This is a genomic window from Streptomyces sp. NPDC049837 (assembly GCF_040674455.1).
Classification (GTDB): Bacteria; Actinomycetota; Actinomycetes; order Streptomycetales; family Streptomycetaceae; genus Streptomyces.
Genome location: NZ_JBFAMP010000018.1, coordinates 15,179 through 33,311, shown reverse-complemented (window position 1 = coordinate 33,311; position 18,133 = coordinate 15,179). Strand labels below are relative to the sequence as shown.

Here is an 18,133-nt window from a genome sequence, read left to right as displayed (position 1 = left end):
GGTGCCTCAGGCGGTGCGGAACCCGCTGTCGAGCAGCTCGAAGAGCTCCTCGTCGGAGGCTGACTGAAGGCGGTCGTTGACGGTGCCGCCGGCGTTCTCGGTCTCTGTCGCTGTGTCTGTCTCCCGGCCGGTGAGTTCGGCGAGCAGCTCGCGGATCGTGTCGACGACGGTGTCGCGCAGCTCGTCCGCCCCGGCCGCCTCGCGGAGCCGGTCCACCAGGCCGTGCACGGCCTCCTCGGCTCCCGGCAGTTCGCCCTCCAGGTGCTCGGCGAGGGCGATCGGGGTCGGGTGGTCGAAGACCAGGGTGGCGGTCAGGCGCAGTCCCGTCTCGGCGGTGAGGCGGTTGCGCAGTTCGACGGCGGTGAGGGAGTCGAAGCCCGCTTCCTTGAAGCTGCGGCCCGGGGCGACGGCGGAGGGTGCGCCGTGGCCGAGGACGGCTGCGACCTCGGTGCGTACGGCTTCGAGGACGGCGGCGAACCGTTCGGTGCGGGGCAGGTCCCGCACCCGCTCTGCGAGCGTGGGCCGCGCGGCCGTCTCGGTGGCCGTCGCGGCCGTGGTCGCCGGGGCCTCCTCGCCACGGGTGGTGACGAGCGGGCGCAGCACGCCGGGCACGGTGCCGGGTTCGGTGGCGGGCACCGTGCGCATCAGGGCCACGGCGGGGTGTTCGCCGGCCACTGCCCGGTCGAGGAGTTCGAGGGCCTCCTCGGGGCGCAGGGCGGCGATGCCGGTGCGGCCGAGCCGGGCGGCGTCGGCCCCGTCGAGGTGGGCGGCCATGCCGCCGCCGGCCCAGGGGCCGAAGGCGAGCGCGTGGGCGGGCAGGCCCTGGGCGCGGCGCCAGGCGGCGAACGCGTCGAGGTGGGCGTTGGCGGCCGCGTACGCGGACTGTCCGGCGCTGCCGAGGATTCCGGCCGCGGAGGAGAACAGCACGAACGCGTCGAGTGCGAGGTGGCGGGTGGCCTCGTGCAGCGCGAGCGCGGCGTCCGTCTTGGGGCGCAGCACGGCGTCGAGGCGGGCGGGGTCCTGGGCGGTGAGGACACCGTCGTCCACGATCCCGGCGGTGTGCACGACGGCGTCGACGGGGTGCTCGGCGACGAGGGCGGTGATCGCCGCCCGGTCGGCGGCGTCGCAGGCGGCGACGACCACCTCGGTGCCCGCGCCTTCCAGTTCGGCGACGAGCCCGGCGGCCCCGGGGGCCTGGGTTCCGCGCCTGCTGACCAGGACCAGTTTGCGCACCTTGTGGTGGTGGGCGAGGTGGCGGGCGACGGCGGCGCCCAGGCTTCCGGTGCCGCCGGTGACGAGCACGCGGGAGGCGGGCGTCCATGGGGTGGTGGTGGCCTGCCCGGTCTCCGGTGCCGTCCGGGTGAGGGTGGGCGCGAGGATACGGCCGTCGCGGAGGGCGAGTTGGCCGCCCATGCGCACCGCTGTGGCCAGGGCGGCGGCCGATGCGGGCGTGTCGTCGGTGTCGATGAGCGCGAAGCGGCCGGGGTGCTCGGTGGCCGCGCTGCGCAGCAGGCCCCAGGCGACGGCGGCGGCCGGGTCGGTGACGCCGGTGCCGGTGTCCTGTGCGCCGTGGGTGACGACGGTCAGGCGCCGGTCGTCGCCCGTGCCGCCGCTGCTGCCGGACAGCAGGTCCTGGGCGAGGCCGAGGACACGGTGGCCGACCGCGTGCGGATCGTCCTCACCCCGTACGTCGATGACGATGGCGTCGTCGTCCGGCCCGCCCGGGTGGCCGGTGACCGGTGTCCACGCCAGGTGGAGCAGCGGGAGCCCGGCCGTGCCGGCGGGGGCGGCGGCGGGGCGCAGCGCGAGCGCGCCGGCGGTGAGGACGGGGCGTCCTTCGGTGTCCGTGACGGTGACGGTGACGGCGTCGCCGCCGGCGGGGCCGATCCGCACCCGCAGGGCACCGGCCGCGCGCCGCCCGTGCGGCACGGTGTCGGTCCACGAGAAGGGCAGCAGGCCGTGGGAGCCGTCGCGGCCGACGGCGATGACGTGCAGGGCGGCGTCCAGGAGCGCGGGGTGCACGGCGGAGCCGTGGGCGGTGAGGCCCTCGGGCAGTGCCACCTCGGCGTACAGGTCGTCGCCGTGCCGCCAGGCGGCCGTGAGGCCGCGGAAGGCGGGCCCGTATCCGACACCGGCCGCCGCGAACCGCTCGTACTGGCCGTCCAGGGAAAGGGGTTCGGCGCCCGCGGGGGGTTCGGTGGCCGGGCAGGCCGCCGGGGAGTCGGCGGGGGCGACGCTGCCGGTGGCGTGCGTGGTCCAGCGCCCCCCGGCGCCCGAGTCGGACTGGATCTCCAGGCCGCGGGTGCCGTCCGTGGCGTCGGCGGCACCGACGTGTACGCGCAGCCGGACCGGCCGGTCACCGTCGAGCACCAGGGGGGCGGAGAAGGTCAGTTCGGCGATCCGGTCGCCACCGGCGGCGGCGAGCGCCGCGTCGAGCAGCACGGTGCCGGGCACCACCACGGCACCGCCGATGGTGTGGTCGGCGAGCCAGGGGGCGGTGGCGGTGGACAGGGTCACCGTGTGGACGGTGCCGTCGCCGGCGGTGCCGGGAAGGTCGTCGCCCGGGTGCCCGGGGCCGGGTGCGTCGAGCCAGTAACGGGAGCGCTGGAAGGGGTAGGTCGGCAGGTCGGCGGCGAGGGCCGTGTCGTCGGCGCGCGGTGCGGCCGGTGCGACCGCCGCGCCGCCCGCGTGGAGCGTGGCCATGGCGTGGGTGAGTGCCGTCACCTCGCTCCTGCCCCGGCGCAGCACGGGCACGGTGAGTACGTCGCGTTCCCGTCCGTCCGGCCGCTGCTGTCCGTCCGGCCGCTCCTCGGCGTCCAGGCAGGTGCGCGTCATGGCGGTGAGGACGCCGTCGGGGCCGACCTCCAGGAAGGTGTCGAAACCCGCGGCGCGCAGGGCGCGTATCCCGTCGGCGAACCGCACCGTGCCGCGCGCGTGCCCGACCCAGTGCTCTGGGGTGCACAGGACGCCGCCCGTGGCGAACTCTCCGGTCAGGTTCGACATGACAGGAATCCTGGGCTCGCGGACGTCCAGGCCGCGAGCAACCTCCGCGAACTGTGTCAACATGCCGTCCATGCGGTGCGAGTGGAAGGCGTGGCTCACCTTCAGCCGCTTGGTGACGCGGCCGTCCTTCCGCAGCGCCGCCACCAGGTCCATGACGGCGTCCTCGTCGCCCGCGACGACGACGGACTGCGGCCCGTTGACGGCGGCGATGCCCACTGCGTGCTCGCGGCCCGCGAGCCGCTCCCGCACTTCTTCCTCGCTCGCCTGGAGGGCCGCCATCGCACCGCCCTCGGGGAGCCGCGCCATGAGGCGGCCGCGTTCGGCGACCAGGCGTGCCGCGTCGTCGAGGCGGAGGGCTCCGGAGACGTGCGCGGCGACGAGTTCGCCCACGGAGTGCCCCATGAGGGCCTCCGGTTCGACGCCCCAGCCGGTCACCAGCCGGTACAGCGCCGTCTCCAGGGCGAACAGGGCGGGCTGGGTCCAGCGGGTGTCGTCCAGCAGGGCGGCGTCGTCGGTGCCCGCGTCGGCGAACATGACGCTCTTCAGCGGCTTGGGCAGGTACGGCCCGAAGGCGTCGCACACCTCGTCGAGGGCGGCGGCGAACGCGGGGTAGGACGCGTACAGTTCCCTGCCCGTGCCGGGGCGCTGGCTGCCCTGGCCGGTGAAGAGGACCGCGACGCGGCGGTCGGCGGAGGCACGGCCGGTGACCGGGCCGGGCTCGCCCGCGGCCAGGGCGCGCAGCCCGGCCAGCAGGGTGCCGGTGTCGGTGCCGCTGACGACGGCGCGCTCGGCGAAGGCGGTGCGCCGGTGGGCGAGGGCGGCGGCGACGGCGGCGGGGTCCGTGCCGGGCCGGGCGGCCAGGTGGTCGTGCAACTGCCGGGCCCGGTCGGCGAGCGCGCCCGGGTCGCGGGCGGTCACGCTCCACAGGACCGGTCCGCCGGCCCGGACGTCGGGGGTGGTCTCGGGCCCGTCCCGGCGGGGGGCGTCGGCGTCCGGGGCGTACACGTCCGGGTCGTACTCCAGGACGACGTGGGCGTTGGTGCCGCTGGCGCCGAACGCGGAGACGCCGGCGCGGCGCGGCTCACCGTCCCGCTCGGGCCACGGCGTCGCCTCGGTGAGCAGGCAGACCGCGCCCGCCGACCAGTCGATCCGGCTGGAGGGGGCGTCCACGTGCAGCGTCCTGGGCAGCAGGCCGTTGCGCATGGCCTGGACGGTCTTGATGACGCCGGCGACTCCGGCGGCGGCCTGGGCGTGGCCGATGTTCGACTTCAGCGAGCCCAGCCACAGGGGCCGGTCGGCGGGCCGGTCCTTGCCGTAGACGGCGAGGAGGGCCTCCGCCTCGATGGGGTCGCCGAGCCGGGTGCCGGTGCCGTGCGCCTCGACGGCGTCGACCTGGCCGGGGGTGAGCCCCGCGGCGGTGAGGGCCGCCCGGATGACGCGCTGCTGGGCGGGCCCGTTGGGCGCGGTGAGCCCCGCCCCGGTGCCGTCCTGGTTGACGGCGGAGCCACGGATGACCGCCAGGACGCGGCGGCCGTCGCGCTTGGCGTCGGACAGCCGCTGGAGCAGCAGCATTCCGACGCCCTCGCCGAAGCCGGTGCCGTCGGCACCGTCCGCGAACGCCTTGCAGCGGCCGTCGGGTGCGAGGCCGCGCTGGCGGGAGAAGTCGATGAACATGGTGGGGGTCGCGAGGACGGTGGCTCCCCCGGCGACGGCCAGGTCGCATTCACCGGCGCGCAGCGCCTGGACCGCGAGGTGGACGGCGACGAGCGAGGAGGAGCACGCGGTGTCGACGGTGATGGCGGGTCCGCGCAGGCCGAAGGTGTACGAGATGCGGCCGGAGGCGACGCTGCCGGCGCTGCCGTTGACGAGGTAGCCCTCCAGGCCCTCGGGCACCGGACGGCCCGGGGTGTGCGGGACGCGGGCGCCGTAGTCCCCGTACATCACGCCGGTGTAGACGCCGGTGCGGCTGTCGCGGAGTTCCGACGGGTCCAGTCCGGCCCGCTCGAACGCCTCCCAGGTCGTTTCCAGCAGCAGCCGCTGCTGCGGGTCCATGGCGAGCGCCTCGCGGGGCGAGATGCCGAAGAACTCGGGGTCGAAGTCGGCGGCGTCGTAGAGGAACCCGCCTTCGCGGGCGTAGCTGGTGCCCTGCGCGCCGGGGTCCGGGTCGTAGAGGGCATCCAGGTCCCAGCCCCGGTCCTCGGGCAGGCCGGAGACGGCGTCGGTGCCGGAGGCCACCAGGTCCCACAGGGCCTCGGGGCCGGTGACGCCGCCGGGCAGCCGGCAGCTCATGGCGACGATGGCGATGGGTTCGTTCAGCCGGCCGCGCAGGGCGACGAGCTCGGCGGTGACCCGCTTGAGGTAGTCCCGGAGCTTCCCGGTGTCCGCGTCCGTCACAACTGCTCCTCGATGAAGGCGAAAAGGTCGTCGTCGTCTGCCGAGTCGAACCGCTCGTCGAACCGCTCGTCGAGCCCGGCCGGGATGCGTTCCGCCGGGCCCACGGCGGCGAGCAGCGCCGTCAGCCTGCGGTGCACGGCCTCGCGGCGGGCGTCGTCGGCCAGGGCGGCGACCGCGTCCTCCAGGGCGTCGAGGCCGTCGAGCACGGCCTGTACGGCGGCCTCGGGATCCGTCGCCCCGGCACCCAGTTCGGCGCCCACGTGGTCGGCGAGGGCCTGCGGCGTGGGGTGGTCGAAGACGACGGCGGCGGACAGGCGCAGTCCGGTGGCCGCGTTGAGCCGGTTGCGCAGTTCGACCGCGGTGAGCGAGTCGAAGCCGGCCTCCCGGAAGGGGCGGGTGGCCTCGACCGCGTCGGGTCCGCTGTGGCCGAGGACGTGGGCGACCTCGGTCCGTACGAGCGTCAGCAGTTCACGGCCGCGGGCCGGGCCTTCCAGCGCGGCCAGCCGGTCCCGCAGGCCGGTGCCCGTGTCCTGCGGCGGTGTGGCCTCGGCGGCGGCGCGCGGCGCGGCGGCCGGTGCGGCCGGTGCCAGCGGGCGGAGCAGGGCGGGCACCGCCTCGACGCCGCGTGCGGAGCGCTCACGGCCGAGCGCGGCCGTGTCGAGCCGCAGGGGTACGAGCAGCGGGTCGGCGCCCTGTCCGGCGACGGCGACGGCCCGGTCGAACAGCGCCAGGCCCTGCTCGTTGCTCATGGGGGCGATGCCGGAGCGCCGCATCCGGCGCAGGTCCGTCTCGGAGAGGTGGCCGGTCATGCCGGTCGCCTCGCCCCACAGGCCCCAGGCCAGCGACAGCGCGGGCAGCCCGAGGGCGCGGCGGTGCGCGGCGAGCGCGTCCACATAGGTGTTGGCGGCGGCGTAGTTGGCCTGGCCGGGGCGGCCGAGCAGCCCGGCGGCGCCGGAGAACAGCACGAACGCGGACAGGTCGGCCTCGCGGGTCAGTTCGTGCAGGTTCCAGGCCGCGTCGGCCTTGGGCCGCAGCACGGCGGCCAGGCGCTCGGCGTCCAGGGCGGTCAGCGCCCCGTCGTCGAGTACGCCGGCCGCGTGCACGACGGCCGACAGCCGGTGCCGCGCGAGCAGTTCGGCGAGCGCGTCCCGGTCGGCGGTGTCGCAGGCGGCCAGCACCACCTGGGCGCCCGCCTCCTCCAGGTCGCGTACGAGTGCGCCGGCGCCGGGCGCGGCGGGGCCGCTGCGGCTGACGAGCAGCAGGTCGCGGACCCCGTGCGCGGCGACCAGGTGGCGGGCGACCAGCCCGCCGAGGGTGCCGGTGGCGCCGGTGACCAGGACGGTGCCGTCGCCGAAGTGGGCGCCGCCGTCGGTGCGGCCGCCGTCGGTGCGGCGGGCGAGCGCGGGGGTGCGCAGCTCGCCGTGGCGCACGGCCAACTGCGGCTCGCCCGTGTCGAGGGCGGCGGGCAGGGCGGCGAAGGAGACCGCGTCGGCGTCGACGTCGACCAGCACGAAGCGGCCGGGGTGCTCGCTCTGCGCGGACCGCACCAGGCCCCACACGGCGGCGCCGTCGAGACCCTCGACGCCCTCGCCCGGCCCGGCGTCGACGGCGGCCTCGGTCACCAGCGCCAGCCGGGAACCGGCGAACCGCTCGTCGGCGAGCCACTCCCGCATCAGGGTCAGCACCCGTGCGGTGGTCCGCCGTACCCGCTCGGGCGCCGGTGCGGTGGACGGCTCTCGCGCCGGTTCCCCCGTTTCCGGCGACGGTTCCTGGACGAGGGCGATGACGACGTCCGGCACGGGAGCACCGGCGTCGACGGCGTCGCCCAGGGCGGCGAGGCCGGGGTGACGGTCCCAGTCGGTGCCGGGTACGGGACGGCCGATGACGGCGATGTGCCCGGTCGGGGCGCAGTCCTCGGAGTCGTGGCGCGTCCACTCGACCCGGTACAGCGGCAGAGCGGTGTTCGGCGCGCCCAGCAGGGTGTCGAGCCCGGCGCGGGTCAGCGGCCGCATGAGGAGGGCGTCGAGGCTCAGCACCTCGTTGCCGGCCGGGTCGGCGGCCCGGAGGGAGAACGCGTCGTCGCCGGTGCGGGCGAGCCGGACGCGCAGCGTGGTCGCGCCGGAGGCGTGGAGCGTGATGCCCTGCCAGGCGAACGGCAGCAGTACCGACTCGTCGGGCACGTCAAGCAGGCCACCGGCCAGCCACGGCTGGAGTGCCGCGTCCAGGAGCGCCGGGTGGATGCCGTAGGAGGCGGCACCGGGCCGGGCCGCGGCGGGCAGCCGTACGTCGGCGAACACCTCGCCGTCGCGCCGCCACACGGCCTCCACCCCGGCGAACGTGTGCCCGTACTCGTAGCCGAGTTCGGCGAACCTCGCGTACACCTCGTCCGCGGCGACGCGTTCCGCCTCGGCGGGCGGCCAGGCCGCGCCCGTGGCCCAGGGCGCCGGGGCGGCCGGGCGGCCCGAGCCGGCGGGGGCCAGCACGGCCGTGCAGTGGCGGACCCACTCGGCGGTCCCGGTACGGTCCTCCCGGGCGTACAGGTCCAGCGTGCGCCGCCCGTCGGCGTCCGGTTCCCCGACGCGGATCTGGATCTGGGCCCAGCCGCGCTCGGGCAGGGTGAGGGGCGCTTCGATGCCGAGTTCGTCGATTCCGGAGCAGCCGGTGATCGACGCCGCGTGCAGGGCGAGTTCGACGAACGCCGTGCCGGGCAGCAGCGTGCGGCCGGACAGGGCGTGGTCGGCGATCCACGGATGGGCGGAGAGCGAGATGCGCCCGGCCAGCACCGTCTCGCCCGACGCGGCGAGCGGCAGCGCCCCGCCGAGCAGCGGGTGGTCCTCCCACACCATGCCGAACCGGGCGGCCGCGGCGTCGCCGGTCCCGGCGGGCGAGGTGGGTGCCCAGTAGTGGGAGCGCTGGAAGGCGTACGTGGGCAGGTCGACGTGCCGGGCACCGGTGCCCTCGAAGAGCGCGGCCCAGTCGACGTCCACCCCGGACACGAACAGCTCGGCGGCCGACGTCAGGAACCGCTCCAGGCCGCCGTCTTCGCGCTTGAGCGAGCCCACGGCCACCACATCGGCGGTCTCCTGGATACCGATGGTCAGGACCGGGTGGGCGCTGGACTCGACGAAGGTGGTGAAGCCCTGGTCGAGGAGAGTGCGGACGGTGTCCTCGAAGCGGACGGTCTGGCGGAGGTTGCGGTACCAGTACGAGGCGTCGACCGTGGCCGTGTCGATCAGGCCACCGTCGACCGTCGAGAAGAACGGGATGGCGGCGCTTCGGGGATTAATGGGGGCCAGGACGTCCAGGAGTTCGGCCTCGATCCGCTCCACATGCGCCGAGTGCGAGGCGTAGTCCACCGGCACCTGGCGGGCCCGGACGTCCTCGGCCTGGCACAGCGTCACGAACTCGACGATCGCGTCCGCGTCACCGGAGATGACCGTGCTGTTCGGGCCGTTGACCGCCGCGATGTCCAGGCGGCCGGCCCACTCCGTGAGCCGGGACGCCACCTCGACGAGAGGCAGCGGAATCGACGCCATACCGCCCAGCCCGGCCAGCTCACGCCCGATGACCTGAGCCCGCAGGGCGACGACCCGAGCGGCGTCCTCCAACGACAGCGCGCCAGCGACAGCCGCCGCGGCGATCTCACCCTGCGAGTGACCGACCACCGCATCGGGAACGACCCCCAGCGACCGCCACAGTTCGGCAAGGGACACCATCACCGCCCAGGTGACGGGCTGGATCACGTCCACCCGGTCCAGGGCACCGCCCTCACGGACCAGCTCCACCAGGTCGAAGTCCACGAACGGCGCCAAAGCCCGCCCACACTCCTCCAACCGAGCCGCGAACACCGGGGACTCTTCCAACAGCCGGGCACCCATGCCCACCCACTGCGTCCCCTGACCCGGGAAGACCAGCACCGTCCGGCCGAGCGGGGACGCGGCGCCGTGCACGGCGGACCGCTCCAGCCGGGCGAGCATCTCGTCCGTACCGGAGGCCAGGACGACGGCACGGTGGTCGAACACCGAGCGCGACGCGGCGAGGGTGAAGCCGATGTCGAGCAGGTCGAGCCCGGGGGTGTGCTCAACGTGGGCACTGAGCCTTTCGGCCTGCTTGTGCAGGGCGGCTCCCGACTTGCCGGACACGACGACCGGCACCACGGGCAGCCGCCGTTCGGGGGCGTCCGGTGCGGGCGCCGCCGGGGGCTCCTCCAGGATCACGTGCGCGTTGGTGCCGCTCACGCCGAAGGCCGAGACACCCGCGCGGCGCACACGGCCCGCCTCGGGCCAGTCGCGGCGCTCGGTGAGCAGTTCCACCGAACCCGTCGACCAGTCGACACGGGACGACGGGGCATCGACGTGCAGGGTCTTGGGGAGCACCCCGTGCTCCATGGCCTTGACCATCTTGATGACACCGCCAACACCGGCCGCCGCCTGCGGATGGCCGATGTTCGACTTCAGCGAGCCCAGCCACAGCGGTTCCGCCGCACCGGTGCGCTGCCCGTAGGTGGCGAGCAGCGCCTGCGCCTCGATCGGATCGCCGAGCGTGGTGCCGGTGCCGTGCGCCTCGACCACGTCCACGTCCTCGACGCCGAGCCCGGCGTTGGCGAGGGCCTGGGCGATGACGCGTTCCTGCGAGGGCCCGTTCGGCGCGGTCAGGCCGTTGCTCGCACCGTCCTGGTTGACCGCGTCGCCACGGATGACGGCGAGCACCTTGTGGCCCCGGCGCCGTGCGTCGGAAAGCCGCTCGACCAGCACCATGCCCGCGCCCTCGGCCCAGCTCGTGCCGTCGGCGGAGTCGGCGAAGGCCTTGCTGCGCCCGTCGGCCGCCAGTCCGCGCTGCCGCGAGAACTCCACGAACAGGCCGGGCGCCGCCATGACCGTGACCCCGCCGGCGAGCGCCAGGTCGCACTCCCCCGCACGTACCGCCTGTGCGGCCAGGTGCAGGGCGACCAGCGACGACGAGCACGCCGTGTCGACGGAGACGGAGGGGCCTTCCAGGCCGAGCACGTACGAGATACGGCCGGAGACGACGCTCGCGGACTTGCCGGTGAGCAGGTAGCCCTCGTGCTCCTCGGGGGCCTCGTGCAGCCGGGACGCGTACTCCTGGTGGGTCAGCCCGGCGTAGACGCCGGTGCGGCTGCCCCGCAGTGTGAGGGGGTCGATGCCCGCCCGTTCCAGCGCCTCCCAGCTCGTCTCCAGCAGGAGCCGCTGCTGCGGGTCCATGACGACGGCCTCGCGCGGCGAGATCCCGAAGAACTCCGCGTCGAACTCGGCCGCCTCGTGCAGGAAGCCGCCCTGCCGTACGTAGGTGGTGCCGCGCCGGCCCGACTCGGGGTCGTCGTCGTAGATCTCGTCGAAGTCCCAGCCCCGGTCGGTGGGTGGTTCGCCGATGACGTCGCGCTCCGCGACCAGCAGGTCCCACAGCGCCTCGGGGGTGTCGGCACCGCCGGGGAAGCGGCACGCCATGCCGACGATCACGACCGGGTCGTCGGCGTCGGCGGACCCCGCCTCGGCCACGGCCCGGGCGGTGGCGGGTGCGGCGCCGACGGCGCTGTCGCGGAAGAGGCCGTCGCGGACGAAGGCGGCCAGCGCGGCCGGGTTCGGGTGGTCGAAGACGACGGTCGCGGGCATCTTGAGCCCCGTCGCGGCGTTGAGGCGGTTGCGCAGTTCGAGCGAGGTCAGCGAGTCGAAGCCGGCGTCCTTGAAGGCACGTTCGGGCCGCAGGGCGTCGGTGGTGGGGTGCCGCAGGACGGCGGCCGCCTCCGAGCGGACCAGCTCCAGGAGCACCCGGGTGCGCTCGGCCTCGGGCAGCGACTCGACGCGGTCGCGCAGCTCGCTGCTCCCGGACGGGGACACCGCCCGCTGCCCGGCCTCCAGCGCCCGCCTGGCCTCCGGAACCGTGTCGAAGAGCGAGACGGTGCGCAGGGCGGCCGTGCGCGGCGCGAACTGCGCCCAGTCGACGTCCACCACCGTGACGCACGTGTCGTCCCGGTCGAGGGCACGGCGCAGCGCCTCGATGCCGTCGTCGGGCTCCATCGCGCCGATACCGCGCCGGCCGAGGCTCTCCTCGCCCGCGCCCTCGGCCATACCGCCGCCGCCCCACAGGCCCCAGGCCACGGAGGTGGCGGGCAGACCGTCGGCACGGCGCTGCTCCGCGAGGACGTCCAGCGAGGCGTTCGCGGCCGCGTAGGCGGCCTGTCCGCCGTTGCCCCAGGTGCCGGTGACGGACGAGAAGAGCACGAACGCGTCCAGGTCCAGGCCACGGGTCAACTCGTCGAGGTGCCGTGCGGCGTCGGCCTTGGGTCCGCGTACGGTGGCGAAGGAGCCGGCGTCCAGGGTGGCGAGGAGTCCATCGGCGAGGACGCCGGCGGTGTGGAACACGGCGGTCGGCGGGTGGGCCTCGACGAGGGCGGCCAGCGCGTCCCGGTCGGAGACGTCACAGGCCGCGAGGGTGACCTCGGCGCCGGACCGGCGCAGTTCGTCGGCGAGTTCCCGCGCGCCGGGCGCCTCGGCACCTCGGCGGCTCGTCAGCACGACGTGCTCGGCCCCGTTGTCCACGAGCCAGCGGGCGACGTGGGCGCCGAGGGCGCCGGTGCCGCCGGTGACCAGGACGGTGCCGCGCGGGGTGTACGCGCGCCGGGCCCGGCCACCGTCGGCGCGCACGACCCTCCGGCCGTACGTCCCCGATGCCCGCACCGCGACCTGGTCCTCGGTACCGGCGAGGGCCGCCACGAGCCGGTCGAGGGCGGCGGCACCGGCCTCGGCGGGCAGGTCGACCGACCCGCCCCACAGGGAGGGCAGTTCGAGTGCGGCGACCCGGCCGAACGCCCAGAGCTGGGCGCCCGTGTCCTCGGGCACCTCGCCCGGCGCGACGGCCACGGCACCTCGGGTGACGGACCACAGCCGCGCCTCGCCCCCGGAGTCGGCCACCGCCTGCACCAGGGCGAGCGAGGACGTGAGCGCCCGGGGCCCGGGCGCCAGGCCGAGGAGCGACAGGATGCCGTCCCACGTCCCGCCCGCGAGGTGGGCGGCAAGCTCCTCGCGCCGTACGGAGGCGGGGTCGACGCCCAGGACGTCCACCCCGGCTCCGTGACGGACGAGGGCGGCCTGCACGTCGTCCGTTGCCGCACCCTCGGGGGCGACGACCAGCCAGCGGCCGGTGAGCACGGGCGCGTCGGCCCGGCCCAGGTTCTTCCACGTGACGCGGTAACGCCAGGAGTCGATGGAGGCGCTGTCACCAGGGGCGGTGGCGGGCGCGGGTGCGGAGGGCTCCAGCCAGTAGTGGGAACGCTGGAAGGCATACGTGGGCAGGTCCACGTGCCGGGCGCCGGTACCGGTGAACAGCGCGGCCCAGTCGACGTTCACCCCGGCCACGAACAGCTCGGCCGCCGAGGTCAGGAACCGCTCCAGGCCGCCGTCTTCGCGCTTGAGGGAGCCCACGGCAACGACATCGGCGGTTTCCTGGATGCCGATGGTCAGCACGGGATGGGCGCTGGACTCGACGAAGGTGGTGAAGCCCTGGTCGAGGAGAGTTCGGACGGTGTCCTCGAAACGGACCGTCTGACGGAGGTTGCGGTACCAGTACGAGGCGTCGACAGCGGAGGTGTCGATCAGGCCGCCCTCGACCGTCGAGTAGAACGGGATGGCGGCGCTTCGGGGCGTGATCGGGGCGAGGACGTCGAGGAGTTCCGCCTCGATCCGCTCCACGTGCGCGGAGTGCGAGGCGTAGTCGACCGGGACCTGACGAGCCCGGATGTCCTCCGCCTGGCACGCGGCGACAAACTCCACGATCGCGTCCGCGTCACCGGAAACCACCGTGGACTTCGGGCCGTTGACGGCCGCGACGTCCAGCCGACCGGCCCACGCGCCCAGGCGCGCTTTCACCTCCGTACGCGGCAGCGGAATCGACGCCATCCCACCCAGCCCCGCCAGCTCACGCCCAATGACCTGAGCCCGCAGAGCCACCACCCGAGCGGCATCCTCCAACGACAGCGCGCCAGCGACAGCCGCCGCGGCGATCTCACCCTGCGAGTGACCGATCACCGCATCCGGCACCACCCCCAGCGACCGCCACAGTTCGGCAAGGGACACCATCACAGCCCACGTCACCGGCTGGATCACATCCACCCGGTCCAGAGCACCGCCCTCACGCACCAGCTCCACCAGGTCGAAGTCCACCAACGGCGCCAAAGCCCGCCCGCACTCCTCCAACCGAGCCGCGAACACCGGAGCCTCCACCAGCAGCCGGGCACCCATACCCACCCACTGCGTCCCCTGACCCGGAAACACCAACACCGTCCGGCCGACCGGGGACGCGACACCCTCGACCTCGACGTCCCCCACGAACACCTTCCGGTGCTCGAACACCGAACGCCCGGCCACCAGGCTGAACCCCACGTCCAGCGTCCGCAGGCCCGGAGCCGCCTCCAGGTGTGCCCGCAGCCGGGCCGTCTGCGCCCGCAGAGCGGCATCGGAACGCCCGGAAACCACCAACGGAACGACCGGAAGCACCACATCCCCGGCCGGGACGTCCTCCACCGCCGGCGCCTGTTCCAGGATCACGTGCGCGTTGGTACCGCTCACACCGAACGACGACACCGCCGCCCGCCTCGGCCGGCCCACCTCGGGCCAGTCCCGGCGCTCCGTGAGCAGCGACACGGCACCCGCGTCCCAGTCGACACGGGACGAGGGGGCATCGACGTGCAGGGTCTGCGGGAGCACCCCGTGCTCCATGGCCTTGACCATCTTGATGACACCGCCGACACCGGCCGCCGCCTGCGCGTGCCCGATGTTCGACTTCAGCGAGCCCAGCCACAACGGCCGCTCGGCGTCACGTCCCTTGCCGTAGGTGGCGAGCAGCGCCTGCGCCTCGATGGGGTCGCCGAGCCGGGTGCCGGTGCCGTGCGCCTCGACCGCGTCCACGTCTGCCGGGGTGAGCCCGGCGCCGGTGAGGGCCGACCGGATGACCCGCTGCTGGGAGGGACCGTTGGGGGCGGTGAGGCCGTTGCTCGCACCGTCCTGGTTGACGGCCGAGCCGCGCAGCACGGCGAGGACCTTGTGGCCTCGGCGCCGTGCGTCGGAAAGCCGCTCCACCAGGAGCATGCCGACGCCCTCCGCCCAACTGGTGCCGTCGGCACCGTCCGCGAACGCCTTGCTGCGCCCGTCGGTCGCCAGTCCGCGCTGCCGCGAGAACTCCACGAACATGCCGGGGCTCGCCATCACGGCCGCCCCGCCGGCGAGCGCGAGGTCGCACTCGCCCGCGCGCAGCGACTGGGCGGCCAGGTGCAGGGCGACCAGCGACGACGAGCACGCGGTGTCGACGGTGACGGCCGGGCCCTCGATTCCGAGGGTGTAGGCGATGCGTCCGGACATGACGCTGGCCGTCTGGCCGGTGAGCAGGTAGCCCTCGGAGCCCTGGGCGTGCTCGTACAGGCGTGGGCCGTACTCCTGGGTCATCGCGCCGACGAAGACGCCGGCCTGTGTCCCGTGCAGGGTGCGCGGGTCGATGCCGGCCCGCTCCAGCGCCTCCCAACTGGTCTCCAGCAGCAGCCGCTGCTGCGGGTCCATCGCGAGCGCCTCGCGCGGCGAGATGCCGAAGAACTCGGCGTCGAACTCGGCCGCGTCGTGCAGGAAACCGCCCTCGCGTACGTAGGTGCGGCCCGGGGCGTCCGGGTCCTCGTCGTACAGCCCCTCGATGTCCCAGCCCCGGTCGGCGGGGAACGGCGACACCGCGTCCGTGCCGGACGAGACCAGCTCCCACAGCGCCTCGGGCGAGTCCACCCCGCCGGGGAAGCGGCACGCCATGCCGACGATCGCCACGGCGTCGTCCTCGTCGGCCGCCGGGGCGACGGGAACGGCGGCCGGAGCGGCGGCGGGCTGCGGCTGGGCGCCCGTGTTCTCCTGGGCGAGGTCGAGGACGAGGCGCGCGACGGCGCGGGGCGTCGGGCAGTCGTAGATGAGCGTGGTCGGGACCGGGAGCCCGGTGGCCGCCCGGAGCCGGTTGCGCAGCTCGACGCCCGTGACCGACTCGTAGCCCAGGGACTTGTAGGTGGCGTCCACGTCCACGCTGCCGGCCGTCAGGCCCACGAGCGCGGCGGTGTGCTGCCGTACGAGATCGAGGACGTGGCCCTCGTCGCGCAGCTCGGCGCTCACGGTCGGCCCCGTGGCGGCACTCGGCGCGTCCGTGACGGTGTCGAGCCAGTAGTGGGAGCGCTGGAAGGCATACGTGGGCAGGTCCACGTGCCGGGCACCGGTACCGGTGAACAGCGCGGCCCAGTCGACGCCCACCCCGGCCACGAACAGCTCGGCCGCCGAGGTCAGGAACCGGTCCAGACCCCCGTCTTCGCGCTTGAGGGAGCCCACGGCCACCACATCGGCGGTCTCCTGGATACCGATGGTCAGCACGGGATGGGCGCTGGATTCGACGAAGGTCGAGAAGCCCTCGTTCAGCAGGACGCGGACGGTGTCCTCGAAGCGGACCGTCTGACGGAGGTTGCGGTACCAGTACGAGGCGTCGACCGTGGCCGTGTCGATCAGGCCGCCCTCGACCGTCGAATAGAACGGGACATCAGAAGACCGGGGCGTGATCGGGGCCAGGACGTCCAGCAGTTCCGCCTCAATGCGCTCCACGTGCGCGGAGTGCGAGGCGTAGTCGACGGGGACCTGGCGGGCCCGGATGTCCTCCGCCTGGCACGCGGCGACAAACTCGACAATCGCGTCCGCGTCACCGGAGACCACCGTGGACTTCGGGCCGTTGACGGCCGCGACGTCCAGCCGACCGGCCCACGCGCCCAGGCGCGCTTCCACCTCCGTACGCGGCAGCGGAATCGACGCCATACCCCCAAGCCCCGCCAGCTCACGCCCAATGACCTGCGCCCGCAGAGCCACCACCCGAGCCGCGTCCTCCAACGAAAGCGCCCCAGCGACAGCCGCCGCGGCGATCTCACCCTGCGAGTGACCGATCACCGCATCGGGAACGACCCCCAACGACCGCCACAACTCCGCGAGGGACACCATCACAGCCCAGGTGACGGGCTGGATGACATCCACCCGGTCCAGGGCACCGCCCTCACGCACCAGCTCCACCAGGTCGAAGTCCACGAACGGCGCCAAAGCCCGCCCACACTCCTCCAACCGAGCAGCGAACACCGGAGACTCCACCAGCAGCCGGGCACCCATACCCACCCACTGCGTCCCCTGACCCGGAAACACCAACACCGTCCGGCCGACCGGGGACGCGACACCCTCGACCTCGACGTCCCCCACGAACACCTTCCGGTGCTCGAACACCGAACGCCCCGCCGCCAGACTGAACCCCACATCCAACGGCCGAGGCCCACGCACAGCACGCACCCGCTCAGCCTGCTCACGCAACGCCACCGACGACTTCGCCGACACCACCAACGGCACCACCGGAAGCACCACATCCCCCGCCGGGACGTCCTCCACCGCCGGCGCCTGCTCGACCACCACGTGTGCGTTCGTGCCGCCCATGCCGAACGACGAGACGCCGGCGGCGCGCCGGCGGCCCTCGGGTTCGGTCCACGGGGCGAGCTGCGTCTGGACCTTCAGGTTCAGCTCGTCGAGCGGTATGCCGGGGTGGGCCGAGCGGTGGTTCAGGGTCGGGGGCAGTTCCCCTTCGCGTACGGAGAGCACGGTCTTCAGCAGGCCGACGATGCCCGCGGCCGCTTCGAGGTGACCGACGTTGGTCTTGGCGGAGCCGACGCTGAGGGGCGGGGTGCCGGGGGTGCGGCGGGTGGCCAGGGCGGCGCCGAGCGCGGCGGCCTCGACGGGGTCGCCGGCGCGCGTGCCGGTGCCGTGGAGTTCGACGTACCCGATGTGGTCGGGCGTCAGCCCGGCGGCTTCGTGCGCCTGGCGGAGCACGGCCTCCTGGGCGTCGCGGTCCGGGGTGGTGAGGCTGGGGCCGCCGCCGTCGTTGTTGACGGCGGAGCCCTTGATGACGGCGTGCACGCGGTCGCCGTCGGCGAGGGCGCGGCGCAGCGGTTTGAGGACGACGACGGCGGCGCCCTCGCCGCGGACGTATCCGTTGGCGCGGGCGTCGAAGGTGTAGCAGCGGCCGTCGGGCGAGAGGGCGCCCATGCGGTCCATGACGATGGTGCTGTCGTCGCTGAGGATCAGGTTGACGCCGGCGGCGAGGGCCAGGTCGCTCTCGCCGCGCCGCAGGCTTTCGCAGGCCAGGTGGACGGCGACGAGGGAGGACGACTGGGCGCTGTCGACGGCGATGCTGGGGCCGCGCAGCCCGAGGTGGTGGGAGAGCCGGTTGGCGGTCATGGCCCGGTGGCGGCCGGCGGCGGTGTGGCCGTCGGGCTCGGTGGAGGCGGCGCCGGTGAGGGCGGCCCAGTCGTCGGAGGCGACGCCGACGAAGACGCCGGTGCGGGTGCCGGCCAGCCGGGCGGGGACGATGGCGGCGTGTTCGAGGGCCTCCCAGCCGAGTTCGAGGACGAGGCGCTGCTGGGGGTCGGTCGCGGCGGCCTGCCGGGCGGTCATGCCGAAGAATTCGGCGTCGAACGAGCCGTGGTCGGTGAGGGCCGCCCTCCAGTGTCCGTTCTCCTGCCGGGAAACGGTGTTCCGGCCGTGGCGCAGGAGTTGCCAGAATTCCTCGACCGTGGCGGCTCCGGGGAGTCGGCACGACATTCCGACGACGGCGATGTCATTGTCGGAACCGATGCCATTGCCGTTGTCGATCATGGAATCTCCATTACCAAGAGAACGAGCGG

The 18,133-nt window shown here is 74.6% G+C and carries 2 protein-coding genes; both read right to left on the bottom strand.

Annotated elements, in window-relative coordinates; all coding sequences use genetic code 11:
• Positions 1 to 6: 6 nt before the first annotated feature.
• Positions 7 to 5,397 (bottom strand): type I polyketide synthase, encoded by a 5,391-nt coding sequence (locus AB0J57_RS33230; protein WP_366132122.1) that lies wholly within the window; start codon positions 5,395 to 5,397, stop codon positions 7 to 9.
• A complete protein-coding gene (locus tag AB0J57_RS33225) occupies positions 5,394 to 18,104 on the bottom strand; it encodes an SDR family NAD(P)-dependent oxidoreductase (RefSeq protein WP_366132121.1) in 12,711 nt (4,236 codons plus the stop codon). Before AB0J57_RS33225 ends, AB0J57_RS33230 begins: the two co-directional genes overlap by 4 nt.
• Between the last annotated feature and the right edge of the window lie 29 nt (positions 18,105 to 18,133).